15 protein-coding genes are annotated in these 14,618 nt (G+C 38.2%); 9 read left to right on the forward strand and 6 right to left on the reverse strand.

Annotated features, from left to right (window positions below; all coding sequences use genetic code 11):
- Positions 1-691: 691 nt before the first annotated feature.
- On the forward strand, positions 692-2,158 hold the full coding sequence (rmuC, locus tag L656_RS0118825; protein ID WP_024600341.1) for a DNA recombination protein RmuC: 1,467 nt from the start codon (positions 692-694) through the stop codon (positions 2,156-2,158).
- A 61-nt stretch (positions 2,159-2,219) separates the two neighbouring features.
- Positions 2,220-2,411 (forward strand): DUF3185 family protein, encoded by a 192-nt coding sequence (locus L656_RS0118830; protein ID WP_024600342.1) that lies wholly within the window; start codon positions 2,220-2,222, stop codon positions 2,409-2,411.
- A gap of 39 nt (positions 2,412-2,450) precedes the next feature.
- Here L656_RS0118830 and L656_RS0118835 read toward each other — a convergent pair whose 3' ends face one another.
- A complete protein-coding gene (locus L656_RS0118835; RefSeq protein ID WP_024600343.1) occupies positions 2,451-2,858 on the reverse strand; it encodes a MerR family transcriptional regulator in 408 nt (135 codons plus the stop codon).
- Between the two features lie 100 nt (positions 2,859-2,958).
- On the opposite strand from L656_RS0118835, the gene L656_RS0118840 reads away from it, so the two are divergent.
- Together L656_RS0118840 and L656_RS0118845 are read left to right on the forward strand one after the other, a co-directional pair.
- The gene (locus tag L656_RS0118840) at positions 2,959-4,197 is read left to right on the forward strand and encodes an NADH:flavin oxidoreductase/NADH oxidase family protein (protein WP_024600344.1); all 1,239 of its coding nucleotides are present in this window, start codon (positions 2,959-2,961) and stop codon (positions 4,195-4,197) included.
- Positions 4,198-4,547: 350 nt separating this feature from the next.
- Complete coding sequence (locus L656_RS0118845) at positions 4,548-5,714, forward strand: aldo/keto reductase (RefSeq protein ID WP_024600345.1); 1,167 nt, start codon at positions 4,548-4,550, stop codon at positions 5,712-5,714.
- A gap of 622 nt (positions 5,715-6,336) precedes the next feature.
- Here the strand turns inward: L656_RS0118845 and L656_RS0118850 are convergent.
- On the reverse strand, positions 6,337-6,765 hold the full coding sequence (locus tag L656_RS0118850; protein ID WP_024600346.1) for a PACE efflux transporter: 429 nt from the start codon (positions 6,763-6,765) through the stop codon (positions 6,337-6,339).
- A 90-nt stretch (positions 6,766-6,855) separates the two neighbouring features.
- Between L656_RS0118850 and L656_RS0118855 the strand changes: the two genes are divergently transcribed.
- Positions 6,856-7,731, forward strand: coding sequence for a LysR family transcriptional regulator (locus L656_RS0118855; protein ID WP_024600347.1), 876 nt, complete (start codon positions 6,856-6,858; stop codon positions 7,729-7,731).
- A gap of 121 nt (positions 7,732-7,852) precedes the next feature.
- On the forward strand, positions 7,853-8,860 hold the full coding sequence (locus tag L656_RS0118860; protein ID WP_024600348.1) for a zinc-binding alcohol dehydrogenase family protein: 1,008 nt from the start codon (positions 7,853-7,855) through the stop codon (positions 8,858-8,860).
- A 67-nt stretch (positions 8,861-8,927) separates the two neighbouring features.
- On the opposite strand, the gene L656_RS0118865 is transcribed toward L656_RS0118860, so the two are convergent.
- On the reverse strand, positions 8,928-9,875 hold the full coding sequence (locus L656_RS0118865; RefSeq protein ID WP_024600349.1) for a LysR family transcriptional regulator: 948 nt from the start codon (positions 9,873-9,875) through the stop codon (positions 8,928-8,930).
- Between the two features lies 1 nt (position 9,876).
- Entirely contained in the window at positions 9,877-10,782 is a 906-nt protein-coding gene (locus tag L656_RS0118870; protein WP_024600350.1) for a LysR family transcriptional regulator, read from the reverse strand.
- A 104-nt stretch (positions 10,783-10,886) separates the two neighbouring features.
- Here L656_RS0118870 and L656_RS0118875 point away from each other — a divergent pair, with 104 nt between their 5' ends.
- Positions 10,887-11,678, forward strand: a complete 792-nt coding sequence (locus L656_RS0118875; protein ID WP_024600351.1) for a DODA-type extradiol aromatic ring-opening family dioxygenase — start codon at positions 10,887-10,889, stop codon at positions 11,676-11,678.
- Between the two features lie 172 nt (positions 11,679-11,850).
- Here L656_RS0118875 and L656_RS0118880 read toward each other — a convergent pair whose 3' ends face one another.
- Positions 11,851-12,387, reverse strand: a complete 537-nt coding sequence (locus tag L656_RS0118880) for a redoxin domain-containing protein (protein ID WP_024600352.1) — start codon at positions 12,385-12,387, stop codon at positions 11,851-11,853.
- 221 nt (positions 12,388-12,608) lie between these two features.
- Here L656_RS0118880 and L656_RS0118885 point away from each other — a divergent pair, with 221 nt between their 5' ends.
- Positions 12,609-12,920, forward strand: a complete 312-nt coding sequence (locus L656_RS0118885) for an EthD family reductase (RefSeq protein WP_024600353.1) — start codon at positions 12,609-12,611, stop codon at positions 12,918-12,920.
- Between the two features lie 27 nt (positions 12,921-12,947).
- The gene (locus L656_RS0118890) at positions 12,948-13,625 is read left to right on the forward strand and encodes a haloacid dehalogenase type II (RefSeq protein ID WP_024600354.1); all 678 of its coding nucleotides are present in this window, start codon (positions 12,948-12,950) and stop codon (positions 13,623-13,625) included.
- A 60-nt stretch (positions 13,626-13,685) separates the two neighbouring features.
- Here L656_RS0118890 and L656_RS0118895 read toward each other — a convergent pair whose 3' ends face one another.
- Complete coding sequence (locus L656_RS0118895; protein ID WP_024600355.1) at positions 13,686-14,561, reverse strand: LysR family transcriptional regulator; 876 nt, start codon at positions 14,559-14,561, stop codon at positions 13,686-13,688.
- Positions 14,562-14,618 lie beyond the last annotated feature (57 nt).

The raw sequence follows: 14,618 nt of genomic DNA on the forward strand, positions 1-14,618 counted from the left end.
GCACTTATTTAAAAAGTTTTGATCTTTTTATGAACTTAATCCAAAAAGTGGCGTCTACTATTATGCTTGTTGATTAATTGCAGTTAATACAAGTTTTCATGTTGATTCCCCCCATTTAGTTACTAATTTTAGTAATGATTGAGCCAGCCCATTTTGAGTTGGCTTTTTTTATGCCCAAAATTTAGCGTGCAGCACTTAATTTAAAAATTTTATTTTTTTATGAACTTAATTCAAAGAGCGGCGTCTACTATAATGCTTGTTGATTAATTGCAGTTAATACAGGTTTTATGTTGATTTCCCCTTATTTGATTACTAATTTTAGTAATGATTAAGCCAGTTCATTTTGAACTGGCTTTTTTTATGCCCATAATTTGATTTGTTTAAATCAATCTGAATAAAAATAAATAATCTTTTGTAAATTATTTTGAATTAATTATTTTGTTTTCCGGTCTACTCTAATGCCTGTTGTTATATAGCCTCACCCAGTAATATTAGTTATTTTGGTGATTATGTATTTAAGTTGCAGCTTGCTCAGGCACATGTTGATTTTCCCTTTGATTACTTAATTTAGTAATATTTGACCAGCTTATTTTGAGCTGGTTTTTTTATGTCTGTAATTTCTTTGCTCCCCTACTTCTATTGCCTGTTATTGGTTATGATGGCATGTCTCTAAATTTTATAAGTTTATTTTATGCTCACTCAAGTACTCACTAATATTGATTGGCTAAGCGCCGGTGCTGGTGTTGCGTTAGGCGCCCTATTTTACGGCGTTGTATCAACACAGCTTCGCAAAAAGTTACATCTACAAATAAGCGAACAGCAGCAACAGCTTTCCCTATTACAAAATCAATTTGATAATAAAGAGCTGCAATATAGCGCCTTGCAAGAAGATCACGAACTGCTAGAGCATACTCACCAAGAACAGCGCGACGAAGCCCAGCATTTTAAAACGCGTTTTAGCGAACAAGAAAAACAAAGCGTTCAATACAATCATTTTTGGCGTAAAGCCGAAGGCGAGCTTGCAGCGCTTCGCGAGCAATATAATCAACGCGATGTTGAATATAATAATATGCGCACCACCCTTGAGCAAAAACAACAAAACTTTACCGAGCAACTCGCGCAAATTGAGCAAAGTAAAAATATGCTCAAAAAAGAATTTGAAAACCTAGCCAATAAAATACTAGAAGAAAAATCACAAAGCTTTAAAACCTTAAATCAAGAAAGCATTGAACAATTATTAAAACCAGTTCAGGGCGAGCTAAAAGGCTTTAGAGAAAAAATGGAGTCAATACACGTTGAAGATATAAAACAACGTACTGCGCTCAAAACCGAATTACTGCATTTACAGGCTAAAAGCCAAGCTATAACAGATCAAGCCGACAAGCTCAGCAACGCGCTACAAGGGCAAAAGAAGACCCAAGGTAATTGGGGCGAACTTATGCTCGAAAACGTGTTAGATAGCGCTGGCTTACGTGCCGGTGTTGATTATAAGCGTGAAGTGTCGTTTAACACTGAAGATGGTCGTTTGCGCCCTGATGTAGTTGTTTACTTACCACAAGGTCGCCACTTAGTTATTGATGCTAAAACATCGCTAAATGCTTATACCCGTTACGTTAACGCCGAAAATGAGCTAGATGCTAATCAAGCAATTAAAGAGCATGTGAACGCTGTTACAGCGCGTATTAATGAGCTTGCGAGTAAATCGTACGACCGTTTACCAGGTATTAACTCGCCAGAAGTTGTGGTTATGTTTGTACCAATAGAATCAGCTTTTGTAGAAGCACTTAAATACCAAAGTGATATTTACCAACAAGCAATCGAAAAAAATATACTGGTAGCTACACCCACTACCCTGCTTACTAGTTTAAATATTGTGAAACAGCTTTGGCGTTTTGAAGAGCAAACCAAATATTCAAAAGAGCTTGCAAATCGGGCTGAGCGCTTTTATAACAAGCTCAATGGCTTTTTATTGAGTATGGAAGGTGTTGGTAAGCAGCTTGATAAAGCCAAAGAAAGCTACGATAAAGCATTCTCGCAGTTATACCGTGGTAAAGGTAATTTAATTAAACAAGCATCTGAATTTAAAGAGCTTGGTGTATCGGTACAAAAAGAGTTACCTAATGAAAGTGTTGAACGCGCGCAGCTAGAGCTTGATTAAATTTGTTAAGTGTTTTCATTTAAGTATGCTAAATAATGTACGTTAGAAATCAGAGGTGTTTATGAATAATAAGATTATAGGTATTGTTTTAATCGTTATAGGTATCGCTTTAATTATGTGGGGATATGACGTATATGATGCGGCAGCTTCGCAGTTAAGCCGTGCATTTAGTGGTGATACACCAATAGAAGCATGGGCGGGTTTTATTGGCGGTGCTGTTTGTGTGTTAATTGGTATTAAAAAGCTTAAGTAACATAAATAAAATACAGCTTACTAAATAAGCTGTATTAGTTTATTCGTAATCCATCATTTTTAGTAATTCATTTAATTTACTTTCTGGCAGGCATTCGCCTTTATCCCAATAAGAGTTTAGTAGCGCAGTTAAACTGCCAATACGCTGTGATTTTTTCTGCATTTGCTCAATCAAAATGTCAGCTTCTTTTTGTTTTTTTTCTAAACGTTCGATTATTACTGTGTGGTTTAGCTCGCCGTTTTCGTTACGTAATAAAGGTATTTCGTTGAGTGAAAACCCCAAGCTTTGTGAAAATTTAATTAATTGCAGTTTTTCTAAGTTTTGTTGGGTGTACAGCCTATAACCATTAGCACTGCGAGTGGTTGGTGCTAATAACCCTTTGCTTTCGTAAAAACGAATAGTGCTGGCAGGTATGTTGGTAAGTTTTGCAAGTTCGCCTATTTTCATAACTAATAATAACTCCACTTTACATAAACTTAGTAGGTTGACCTTCAAGCTAACTTTAAGGTTATAGTTGTTTTAATGTCAATTTAATTAGCCAATAATTATGCGCAACCCTGTGTTTACCTCCTTTACCTTGCCAAGTGGTTTAGTATTAAAAAATCGTATTGCCAAAGCCGCTATGGAAGAAAACCTAGCACAAGAGGACCAAACGCCCTCCCAAGCACTTAAAAACGTTTATAGCGCATGGGCTAAAGGCGGTACAGGGCTAATTATTACTGGCAATGTAATGGTTGATCATTTAGCGATGACAGGCCCTGGTGGCCTTGTGCTTGAGCAAAGCACCGATATTACAGCCTTTGCAGAGCTTGCTCGTTTATCAAAGCAAAATAATTGCAAAGTAGTGATGCAAATTAATCACCCTGGTAGGCAAGTATTTAAAAAAATGGGCGGAAAAGTTCTATCAGCGTCAAGTGTTGCACTTAATATGGGTAAGCACTCGCACTTATTTGGCGTACCAAGGGCAATGACGCAAACCGACATTGACGATGTTATTACCCGCTTTACACAAACTGCACTACAAGCCGAAAAAGCCGGTTTTAATGGCGTACAAATACATGCAGCGCATGGCTATTTACTTGCTCAGTTTTTATCGCCACTTACCAATAAGCGCCACGATAAATGGGGTGGCAACCTACAAAATAGAGCCCGCTTACTTCTCGAAATAACTCGCAGTATTAAAGCAACTTGTTCCCCTACCTTTTCGGTTTCGGTAAAGTTAAACTCTGCTGATTTTCAGCGAGGTGGGTTTGAACCCAATGACGCGCAAGTTGTAGTGGATTTATTGAATGAACTCAATGTTGATTTTGTGGAGTTATCGGGTGGTAGTTACGAAGCACCTGCCATGCAAGGTAAAACAGGTGACCAACGCACACTTGCCCGCGAAGCATACTTTTTAGAGTTTGCAAAAGCGATTAGCCACCGCTCATCAATCCCAATAATGACCACTGGTGGCATTAGTCGCTTATCTATAGCCAACAACGTGATTGAAAGTGGAGTGGCCCTCGTGGGTATTGCCACTGCGCTTGCATACCAACCAAATTTAGTAAACAAATGGCAAAACGAGCCACTGCAACTAGCCGTATTACCCAGTGTTACTTGGCAAGATAAAACCTTAGCAGGGCTTGCCACTATGGCACTGGTAAAAAGGCAAATACGCCGTGTAGGCCAAGGCAAACCTGTAAAAACAAATGCTTCACCAATATTTACTTTAATCAGCGACCAACTACGTTCGGTTAAATTAACTAAGCGTTACCGCAACCGCTTTGCTAGTGAGATTAACTAAGCTTTAGTATTCATATTTTTTATTTATTAGGTTTTGTTTACTAATTTGTACACATGAATAAATGTAACCATTTTTATGTTGTATAAATGAGTATTAAGGCGTGCACCAATTTGGAAGTTTGCTTTTTTATCAAGCTATTAAAGTGCACTATTTTGTGCACTTTAAAGTACTGTACGAGTAAAGAAAATAATCATTCCTAAATGTTAATTAAAGTACGTGTTCAGCGCTCGTTAATTTAACCATCTTATTGATAATGTTGATGTTTATTGCTTTTCGCTCGCTTGAATTTGGTTGGTATTTATACTAGGTTATAGCGTAGATATTTAACCTTACTCAAGGAGAATAGTTACATGGTATCTCGCAGAAATTTTATTAAAGCAGGCGCTGCTTTAAGTTTAGGCTCTATTTTTAGTGCTTCAGCTTTGGCTGAACAACTAAAGGTAAAAATGTCTAACGGCAGTGTTATGCAAACTAAAGGATCAATAGATAAAAGCGCTGCTCTACCCACAAACGATCTTACTAACGCTAAGCATTATCGCCCAGAAGCAAGAATGGGCTTAGGTGGCCTAGCCGCTGGTAATGGCTTTAACACTATATCAAGCGATACAGAAATTTTAACAATGCTAAACGCCGCATGGGATTCTGGTATTCGTCATTTTGATACATCACCTTTTTACGGTTTGAGTTTAAGCGAAAGGCGCTTCGGTGATTTACTTCGAAACAAAAAACGTGAAGATTATGTTTTATCCTCAAAAGTTGGCCGCTTGCTTACTCCTTCCGCAGAGCCTTTAGAAAATAGCTGGCACTGGGCTGATCACTCACCTTTTCATTATAAATATGATTATTCAGCATCGGGTACACGTCGCTCTATAGAAGATACGCTACAGCGTATTGGTGTCGCCTCACTTGATATTGTTTATATTCACGATTTGTCGCCACAAAATAGTGATATGGGAGACGACTGGCTTAAGTACTTTGATCAAGCGGCCAAAGGAGCTATTCCTGAGTTAACTAAAATGCGTGATGAAGGAATAATTAAAGGCTGGGGTTTTGGAGTAAATACACCTCATGCTATTTATAAAGCGCTTGATATGTCAGACCCCGATATTTGCTTACTAGCGCTGCAATATTCAATTTTAGATCATAAGCAAGCACTTGATAAAACCTTTCCTATGCTTGATAAACGAGGTGTTTCTGCGGTTATTGGTGCTCCGCTTAATGGTGGTTTTTTAGCTGGGCGTAATCGCTTTAATTATTCACCTAAAATTCCTGGACCTATGCAGCAAAAATTTAACGCAATCAGCGAAGTTGCATCTAAACACGGGATTGATATTAAAACAGCTGCACTGCAGTTTGCAGAGGCGCCTTCAACGGTATCCTCAATTATTCCTGGCGCACGCACGGCAGAGCAAATTAAAGCTAATGTAGCCTCAATGAAAGTTACCATACCAAGCGAATTTTGGAGTGAGTTGAAATCTAAACAGCTTATTGCAGAAAACGCGCCCATACCTGCATAAAAAATAGGTGTGCCATTTACTTGGCACACCTAGTTATAGCTAATGTATTGTTAATTTTTTAAGCAACGCTTTTACAAAATTCTTAAACCACACATTCATTAACTCCTGCATTCGAATAAATGAGAAGCTGCGCATCTAGCGTGAGCAAGCTCTATGTCTTGTATCTCCCGATAAATAGTAGACACAAGGCGCAGATCTAATAGATAGAAGAACCTACCGATTACACTACCTCAAGCGGTAAAATGTTTTATATAACAGCTCGTAACCTTATAAACAAAACGAACACCGCAGTGAATATGTTAAAAGAGGATTGTTTAATTGTGGTTGACTAAAAGCATCATTGCGTGCCTATTAGATATTATGCGGTTTGGTATTAGGCAGCGCTTTATCCTGCTGGCGAGAGCGTATGGAACTAATTAAAAGAGCTACATATATAAAGCAAAAAGTTACTGTAAACCCCCATTACAGTTAGGCTGTAAATAGTAAGTTAGCACTACTTAGTCAATTGAGCATTGCTAACTGATTTAATTAAAAAGCACATTTACCATTATTTTTATACCATTGTGCTTTTGCTAAAATGATTGCAATACTCTACAACTTTGCTTTTATAAACTTTAAAATATCAAGCACATTGCGATTTATTAACCCACTTTTTGTATGGCTGATGCTTATCGTACAGTACATTAAAGATATACGTGTAAATGAGTATAAATACTAAAAAGCCTGCTTCTAATGCTGCGGCAGCCAGCCATGTAATATTTAAATACCAAGCGAGCATTGGCAGCGTTATTACAACCATACCCAGCTCAAAGCCACATGCATGGGTAACACGGGTTAGTAAGCTGCGATCTTTTCGGTTATGCCCTGCTATTTTATCAAACACTATGTTGTAAATGTAGTTCCACAACATGGCAAAAATTGATAAACCAATACCTACTATTGCCATTTTTCCTGTTGCAAACCCACCAAAATAAACAGATGCAGGAACAATAATAAATAATGCAATCATCTCAAATATTAGGGCCTGAAAAATACGTTCTAATGTGTTCATATATAAATAAGTTCTTTAGTGAATGACGAGATGGTTATTTTCATTCATTATTAAGATACATGTTAGTTAGCTAGTATCGGTAAAAGCGATATGTTTAGTATTGAACAACTTCAGGCATTTGTAGCTACCGTTGAGGCTGGATCGTTTTCGGCCGCAGCGCGTAGTTTAAGTAAAGCGCAGTCGGTAGTAAGTCAGCATATTATTAATTTAGAAATAGACTGTAATACAACATTATTTGAGCGTACAGGGCGTTATCCACAATTAACGGATGCCGGTAAACAGTTACTACCTCAGGCTAAGGCTGTGCTTAATCAACACCAGCGATTAACAAGCTCTGCATTAGCACTAAACGAAAAAACACCAACCGAAATCACTATCGCACTTGACGAAGGGATCCCATTTAAAACTATCGCAAGTATTATTAGCAAGCTGCAAACTAAGTATCCTTATGTATCGCTTGAGTTTTTAAGTGCATCGAGCCATGACATAATTGACATGCTAAATAGCGAAAAGCCTATAACGGGTATTATTTTTAGTGAATTAAATATACCGAGTTACTTAGACTATGAATGTATTGGATCGGTAAAATTTGATTTATATGTTGCTAAATCGCACCCTTTAGCGGGGATCAGATGTGAAAATATGGATGGCCTTCGGCTACATCGACAACTTCTTCTTCGTTCGCGCAATACACAAACAAGCAGCTTTCAGCTAAAAATTAGCCCAGAGATTTGGTATGCCGATAATTACTTTGTATTACTCGAGCTAGCAATACAAGGTAACGGGTGGTGCTTATTACCAAACCATGTAGCTCTAGATGCAGTACAAAGTGGTGAGCTGGTTAAACTTCCTCTTGAGTTTGAAGAAATGGGTTGGTTGGCTAATGTTGATGTATTACAGCATCAGCGGCATAGTAATCAAAAAGTGTTTAAAGCGCTTCGAAGTGTATTACGAGGGCTGTTATAAAATTTCTATTGTGGAATATTACTTCCATAATGATTGGGTTTTTTACCTCTTTTTTAACTGCGCTGATAAAGCCAAAATAGCGTCATCAACACAGCGTATTAAACGACTAGAGGCAAAATACATGAAAGCAATTGGATATCAACAAAACTTACCTATTTCAAACGAGCTATCACTTCAAGACATCGAACTTGAAATGCCAACAGCACACGGCCACGATATTTTAGTGGAAGTAAAAGCAGTATCTGTTAATCCGGCTGATTTTAAAATTCGTGAATCAATGCCTGCGCCAGAAGGCGAATACAAAGTACTTGGTTTTGATGCTACAGGCATTGTTAAATCTGTTGGCGAAAATGTGTCTTTATTTAAACCTGGCGACAAAGTTTGGTATGCCGGCGATGTAACGCGTTCAGGCAGTAATGCACAGTTTCAATTAGTTGATGAGCGTATTGTAGGTAAAATGCCAACGACGTTATCTAACTTTGAAGCCGCAGCGCTTCCTCTTACTAGCCTTACCGCATGGGAGTTGTTGTTTGATAGATTAAACGTAGCGGAAAAAGATGATTCTAAAAGTATTTTAGTGATCGGGGCTGCCGGCGGTGTAGGCTCAATTATGGTGCAATTGTTAAAGCAGCGCACTAAGCTTAAAATTATTGCTACAGCGTCTCGCGCCGAAACCACATCGTGGTTAGAGGATTTAGGCGCCGATACTATTATTAATCACCGTAATTTATTAAGCGAAGAGTTTGCAGCTAAAAACTTAGGTGAAGTAGATTATGTTGTTAGCTTAAATAACACTGCTCAACACTTGCCTGAAATAGTTAAAGTTATTAAGCCACAAGGTAAGTTTGCACTGATTGACGACCCTGAAACGCTTGATATTGTGCCATTCAAAACCAAATGTGTGTCGGTACATTGGGAACTTATGTTTACTCGTTCATTATTTAAAACAGACGATATGCAAGAGCAACACGTTATTTTAAATAACGTAGCGACGATGATTGACGAAGGCCTTATAAAAACAACGTTTGGTGAGCATTTAGGCACTATTAACGCTGTTAATTTACGTAAAGCGCATCAGCATCTTGAAACGCAAACGGCTAAAGGTAAGGTTGTTTTAGAGGGTTTTTAAATAACCACTCTATAAGTACATTTTGAGTACACAAAGCAAAGCCCCTAACGGGGCTTTTTTATATCTGTTATTTGTATAACTCTTTGTAATTAGGCATATGTTCAACCCAAAATGGCGGTGTACCAATATACTCTTGCACGGTTTTAATAAACTCACTTACCAATGGGGTTTGTTTACGATGAGGATAAAGCGCGTAAATACCAGTGCCCATAGTTGATAGTTTATAATTAGTTAAAAGCGGCACAAGGCCCATTTTATCAATAGGTTCTTCTAAATTAAATAAATCGAGCATTACATACCCAAGCCCTGCTTTTACTGCATCGACCATAGCGCGTACGTCACTCACTTTGTAATTTCCTTTCATTTTATATATTTTTTGCTCATCACCATGAGGCTCAGTACTTATTTTTACCTGGTCGAGACTTACATCGCCATTGCCATAGATAATAGCGGGTAAAGCTAATAAATCGTCTGGTGTGGTAGGCATTCCATGTTTTTTTATAAAATCATGTGATGCAACAAGCGCAAAGTGCATATTAGCAATTTTTTTAGCCATTAAATTAGAGTCGTTTAGTTTGCCTATTCTAAAGGCTAAATCGTAATGGTCGCTAATAATATCGTTACGCTTATCGTCAAGCATCAGGGTTATTTTTACCTCAGGATACTTTTGCATAAATATATTAATAGCGGGCTGAATATACTGCTGACCAAAAAACATACCTGAGGTAATACGCAAAATCCCTTTCGGCTTTGCCTGATATGAGTCGGCTATGCTATGGATATCAGAAAGTGTATCAATAAGAATATGCGCTTGCGCTAAAATTTCCTCTCCTGCTGAGGTAAGCGAAAACGAGCGCGTTGAGCGATTCAGCAATTGCACACCTAAACTGGTTTCGAGCTTTTTAATTTGTTTAGACAGCGACGAATTATCCATATCATGCAGTGCTGCGGCTTTGGCAAATGAGCCTTGTTGCACTACATCTACAAATAACGTTAATTGATTAGTTATCGACATATCACTCTCCTAAATCCCAATAAGGAACATCGCCATAATAGCCACTGGTAAAGTCAACAAAAGCACGTACTTTACTGGGTAAAAATTGCCTGTTTGCATACACCATGTAAAGCCCCATTGGCTCGGGTTCATAGTCTTTTAAAATGCGTACCACCCTACCTTGAGCCAGTGCCTCCCCTGCTATAAACGTAGGCTGCATGGTAATACCGCCTCCTGCAATGGCTGTGTTTAGTAACAAGTCACCATTATTAGCTACTAAGTTACTTTCAAGTTTTAATTCATTTTTTAACTCGTCATAGCCTTTGAGTCCTTTTGTGGGCTCGGCGTGTGCATAACGTAAATAGTTATGCTCTTGCAGCGCTTCTAATGTGGTTGGCGTGCCGTTTTGCTTTAAATAGGCAGGTGATGCAAATATTGCTAAGCGAATAGGTGCTACTTTCTTCGCTATTAATGTTGAGCTTTTTAACGTACCAATACGCAGTGCTATATCAATACCTTGTTCAACTATATCTACAAATTGATCGGTCAATCGTAAATCTATTTTTAAATTTGGATGCTGGTTTTGAAAATCAACTAATAAACCTGCCAAATGCTTAACCCCAAACGACATTGGCGCACTAATACTAAGCACACCCGATACATTTTCGCTTAAGTTATTGAGTGAGTTTTCCATATCTTCAATATCAATAACGACCTGTTGGCAGCGCTGATAATATTGGTTTCCGGCCTCAGTAACACTTACCTTTCGAGTTGTACGGTGCAATAAACGCGTGTGTAAATTGTCTTCCAATGCAGAAATATACTTGCTGACTAATTGCGGCGAAATATCGAGTTTGTCGGCAGCTTTTGAAAACGATCCTTCTTGCACAACGGCTAAAAAGGCCTTCATAGTGGTTAGCTTATCCATTTTTAACAATATCTTGTTTGTAATTTATAAATAAATAGCACATTTATCACCAAATTAAAAAGTAATAAAATTGATATATCAAAATCAACTAATTAGGTAATAGCATGACTCAGCCCGCTTTATTTATATCTCACGGCTCGCCAATGATGGCTGTACAGCAATCGGTTACCTCTGATTTTTTAACATCGCTTGGTCAAACTCTTAAAACACCAAGCGCTATTGTTATTTTTTCGGCGCACTTTGATATTGCTAATAATGGGATAACGCACGACATAGTGATCACTGCCGGTAATGCACCGCAGACTATTCATGATTTTTATAATTTTCCTGCGTACATGTATCAAATTCAGTACCCTGCACCAGGTGAGCCCGCACTTGCCAATACCATTGCACAGCTTTTTAGCACTAAAGGTATTAAAGCTGTGCTTGATGTAAAGCAAGGGTGGGATCATGGCGTGTGGATACCACTACGGTTAATGTATCCAGCGGCTAATATACCTATTGTTCAGATGTCTATTAATACCCGTTTAGGCGCAAAAACCATGTATGAATACGGGCAGTTACTTGCACCGCTTCGCGATCAAAACATATTAATTATTGGCTCAGGTGGCATTAGCCATAATCTACCCGAAATATTTAAAAAACCACCTACGCCTAACCGCGTTCAAATGGTTAGTGAGTTTACTCAATGGGTTGAACAAACGCTTTTAGCGCACAATACATTCGCGTTGCTAGATTATTTAAACCAAGCGCCTCACGTATTATTTAATCATCCTACCCAAGAGCATTTTTTACCACTTTTTGCGGCTATGGGAGCAGGTACAAATGAAGTTGAAAAAATATTTAGTGATATCGAAATGGGTGTTTTAACGCTTGATGCTTATAAATTTACTTAAAGGTTTGTATATATAGGAGGATTGTTAGTTGTGAGGTTGGTTTTGCTCAAAGCTGAACGCGAGTTTTTTAACTTATTATAATAGAGCCAAGGGTTGTATAAATGCCCCAAGTCCAGGTGTTCTAGGCTTAAACTTAAACTTAGACTTGAACTTAGGGTGTTTAAATTAAAATTTAATAGTTTAAAGTACCACGAATTGGGTAATCATTTTTAGGATCGCGGATCCATGTAAGACCACCTACCAACGTTTTTAAATTTGGGCGACTAACAGGGTTATTTGCAATATCAATGACATGCAATTTACCGTGCTCGTTTACTACAAATAGGCCCGGTTCGCTAAAGTTATGATCGGTTTCTTTTGCAAAACGCGGCTTAGAAATATATAAACCAAGATCCTGCATCGACTCTTCGGTTAAGCCATATGCAATAGGATACGAAATATTTAAGCTTGCCATGTGTTCTTCTAGTTGCGCTTTAGAGTCGCCCGATACTGCAATTACACCTATGCCTGCATCGGCCAGTGCCGATTTAACTTCTTCTAGCTCATTCAAAAAAGATGTACAAATAGGGCAGTGTTTACCACGATAAACAAAAATAGCTTGCCACGGTAATCCATTTTCCGACTTTCCTAAATTAATTTCACTGTCATCAATAAGCGTCACTTTTACTTGAGGAAATGTATCGCCAGGATGTAATTTTTGCGTGCTCATAAATAGCCTTAATTAATAATAGAATAAGATTTCAGCGGTAAATATAAATGAATTTGAGCGAGTGTTCAATAATTAATTGAGCAATCGTTCAGTTTTGTTTATAGTGAGTTCAGCTACACCGATTTATGATGCTTGACTAAAGCTACTTATGACTTACACCAATGCAAAAATTGGTAAATTTAAGTGTTCTGTTTGCACTCTCTAAAAGTTAGGATTTTATTATGATTAAAGTTTCAGTTCTTTATCCAAATGCAGATGATGCCCAATTTGATTTTGATTACTATTGTAATGTGCATATTCCTTTAATAGCAGAGCTATTAGGGGATGCATTAATTAGTGGCTCTGCAGATGCTGGGCTTGCTGGCGGTGTGCCAAACGAAGCGCCTGCATATATAGCGATGGGTCATCTTGTGTTTGAATCGGTAGAATCATTTCAAAATTCATTTGCACCACATACCGATAAAATTTTGGCCGACTTAGTTAACTTTACAAACACGCAGCCACAAATCCAAATTAGCGAAATTAAGCTATAAATTTATATTTAAAATTAAGAGGCAAATATGGCAACTACACTAGCATTTGACGTGTACGGCACGCTAATTAACACTCATGGTGTGCTTTCACTACTCGACGACATGATTGGCGACAACGCCCAGGCATTTTCAAATACATGGCGCGAAAAGCAATTAGAGTATTCGTTTAGACGCGGCTTAATGCAAAATTATATTCCTTTTTCGCTATGTACAAAGCATGCACTTGATTACGCCTGCTTAGCGCACAAAACCGAGCTAAGTGAAGATCAAAAAGGGCAACTGCTAGAGCTTTATAAAAAACTACCAGCGTTTGACGATGTAAAAGCAGGCCTTGAGCAATTAAAAGCAAAAGACTACCGTTTGTTTGCATTTTCAAACGGCGCTGCCGACGCGGTTCATACTTTATTAGAAACCGCCGGCATTAGTGAGCTTTTTGAAGGAGTAGTAAGTGCCGATGACGTTAAAACTTTTAAACCAAACCCTGGGGTTTATAGTTACTTTTTACGCGAAACAAACTCAACGGGCGCAAACACATGGCTTGTATCAAGTAACCCGTTTGATGTAACCGGTGCCATATCGCATGGTATGCGTGCAGCTTGGATTCAACGATCTAAAGACTCAATCTTCGATCCTTGGGAAATACAGCCAAATACTATTGCAACCGACTTACTCGATTTAAAAGCAAAATTAGAAAGCGTTAACTAATTTTCTATTCCCTCTTTTGCTCAGGTATTAAGTGCCATGAGTGTAAAGGGGGTTTACGTTTTAACTATTTACTCCCGCCTTTATTAGCTCAATCACTGTATTCATACGTTTTGCCAACGGCCTATTTCGGTGATGGCACACATAAATAGATTCACTAACCGGATATTCTAAATGATGTGTGTTTATAAGCTGTGGTTTATTGAATGCGCCAACAGCATGAGCAGGTAATACCGTAAAACCTAGCCCTAAGCTTACAGGTTCTAGTATTAAACTAATTTGGTTAGAAAATCCCGTACGTCTTATTTGGTCAATATGCTCAAACTCACTGTAGTTTTCGCTTAGTAGTAGCTGCGCATGATGGCTTGCATCGGGGTGAGCAATAAACCCTAGTTCACACAGGGTTTGCCAATTAGGCATGTTTATACCTGCAGGCGTTACAAGTAGTAGTGGTTCTTGGCTTATTTTATGGCTGGTTAGTTCGCTAAATGTTGGAGCTTGAGTTAAAAACCCGATGTCGGCACTGTGATTTGCTACAGCTTGTTCAACACTTACATTGGGCGCAAAGCGGTAATCAATAATCAGTTCTTTATGCTCAGATTGCAGTGCTAATAATTGATTATAAAACTTTAGACCACAACTGCCCGGAGATTGAATCTTTATCGCTCCGCTGTACGGCGAATCATCTTTTAATTGTTGTTCTAAAAACTGCCAATCTTTAAGAAGTAGGCTGCCCTGCTGATATAAGTTTTGGCCCTGAGGGGTAAGCGAAAACTGCTTACCATGGCGCTCAAGTAAAGCGCAGTTAACTTGTTGCTCTAGCTTTTTAATGTGCTGACTTACACCAGATTGAGTCATATAAAGGCGCTCAGCTGTTAGGGTAAAATGATTTACCTCAACCAAAGTGCAAAACGTGTTTAACCATGTAGGGTTTATCATTACAAAACGTACTCAAAATGATGATTAATGATAATTTTACTTAATATTGGTCAATTC

Origin of the sequence: Pseudoalteromonas sp. TAE56 (genome assembly GCF_000497955.1) — a bacterium.
Lineage (GTDB): Bacteria > Pseudomonadota > Gammaproteobacteria > Enterobacterales > Alteromonadaceae > Pseudoalteromonas.

Excerpts from the sequence above, each read along its gene's own strand:
- rmuC (WP_024600341.1), top strand. The coding sequence starts at position 692 with ATGCTCACTCAAGTACTCACTAATATTGATTGGCTAAGCGCCGGTGCT.
- L656_RS0118830 (WP_024600342.1), top strand. The coding sequence starts at position 2,220 with ATGAATAATAAGATTATAGGTATTGTTTTAATCGTTATAGGTATCGCT.
- L656_RS0118835 (WP_024600343.1), bottom strand. The coding sequence starts at position 2,858 with ATGAAAATAGGCGAACTTGCAAAACTTACCAACATACCTGCCAGCACT.
- L656_RS0118840 (WP_024600344.1), top strand. The coding sequence starts at position 2,959 with ATGCGCAACCCTGTGTTTACCTCCTTTACCTTGCCAAGTGGTTTAGTA.
- L656_RS0118845 (WP_024600345.1), top strand. The coding sequence starts at position 4,548 with ATGGTATCTCGCAGAAATTTTATTAAAGCAGGCGCTGCTTTAAGTTTA.
- L656_RS0118850 (WP_024600346.1), bottom strand. The coding sequence starts at position 6,765 with ATGAACACATTAGAACGTATTTTTCAGGCCCTAATATTTGAGATGATT.
- L656_RS0118855 (WP_024600347.1), top strand. The coding sequence starts at position 6,856 with ATGTTTAGTATTGAACAACTTCAGGCATTTGTAGCTACCGTTGAGGCT.
- L656_RS0118860 (WP_024600348.1), top strand. The coding sequence starts at position 7,853 with ATGAAAGCAATTGGATATCAACAAAACTTACCTATTTCAAACGAGCTA.
- L656_RS0118865 (WP_024600349.1), bottom strand. The coding sequence starts at position 9,875 with ATGTCGATAACTAATCAATTAACGTTATTTGTAGATGTAGTGCAACAA.
- L656_RS0118870 (WP_024600350.1), bottom strand. The coding sequence starts at position 10,782 with ATGGATAAGCTAACCACTATGAAGGCCTTTTTAGCCGTTGTGCAAGAA.
- L656_RS0118875 (WP_024600351.1), top strand. The coding sequence starts at position 10,887 with ATGACTCAGCCCGCTTTATTTATATCTCACGGCTCGCCAATGATGGCT.
- L656_RS0118880 (WP_024600352.1), bottom strand. The coding sequence starts at position 12,387 with ATGAGCACGCAAAAATTACATCCTGGCGATACATTTCCTCAAGTAAAA.
- L656_RS0118885 (WP_024600353.1), top strand. The coding sequence starts at position 12,609 with ATGATTAAAGTTTCAGTTCTTTATCCAAATGCAGATGATGCCCAATTT.
- L656_RS0118890 (WP_024600354.1), top strand. The coding sequence starts at position 12,948 with ATGGCAACTACACTAGCATTTGACGTGTACGGCACGCTAATTAACACT.
- L656_RS0118895 (WP_024600355.1), bottom strand. The coding sequence starts at position 14,561 with ATGATAAACCCTACATGGTTAAACACGTTTTGCACTTTGGTTGAGGTA.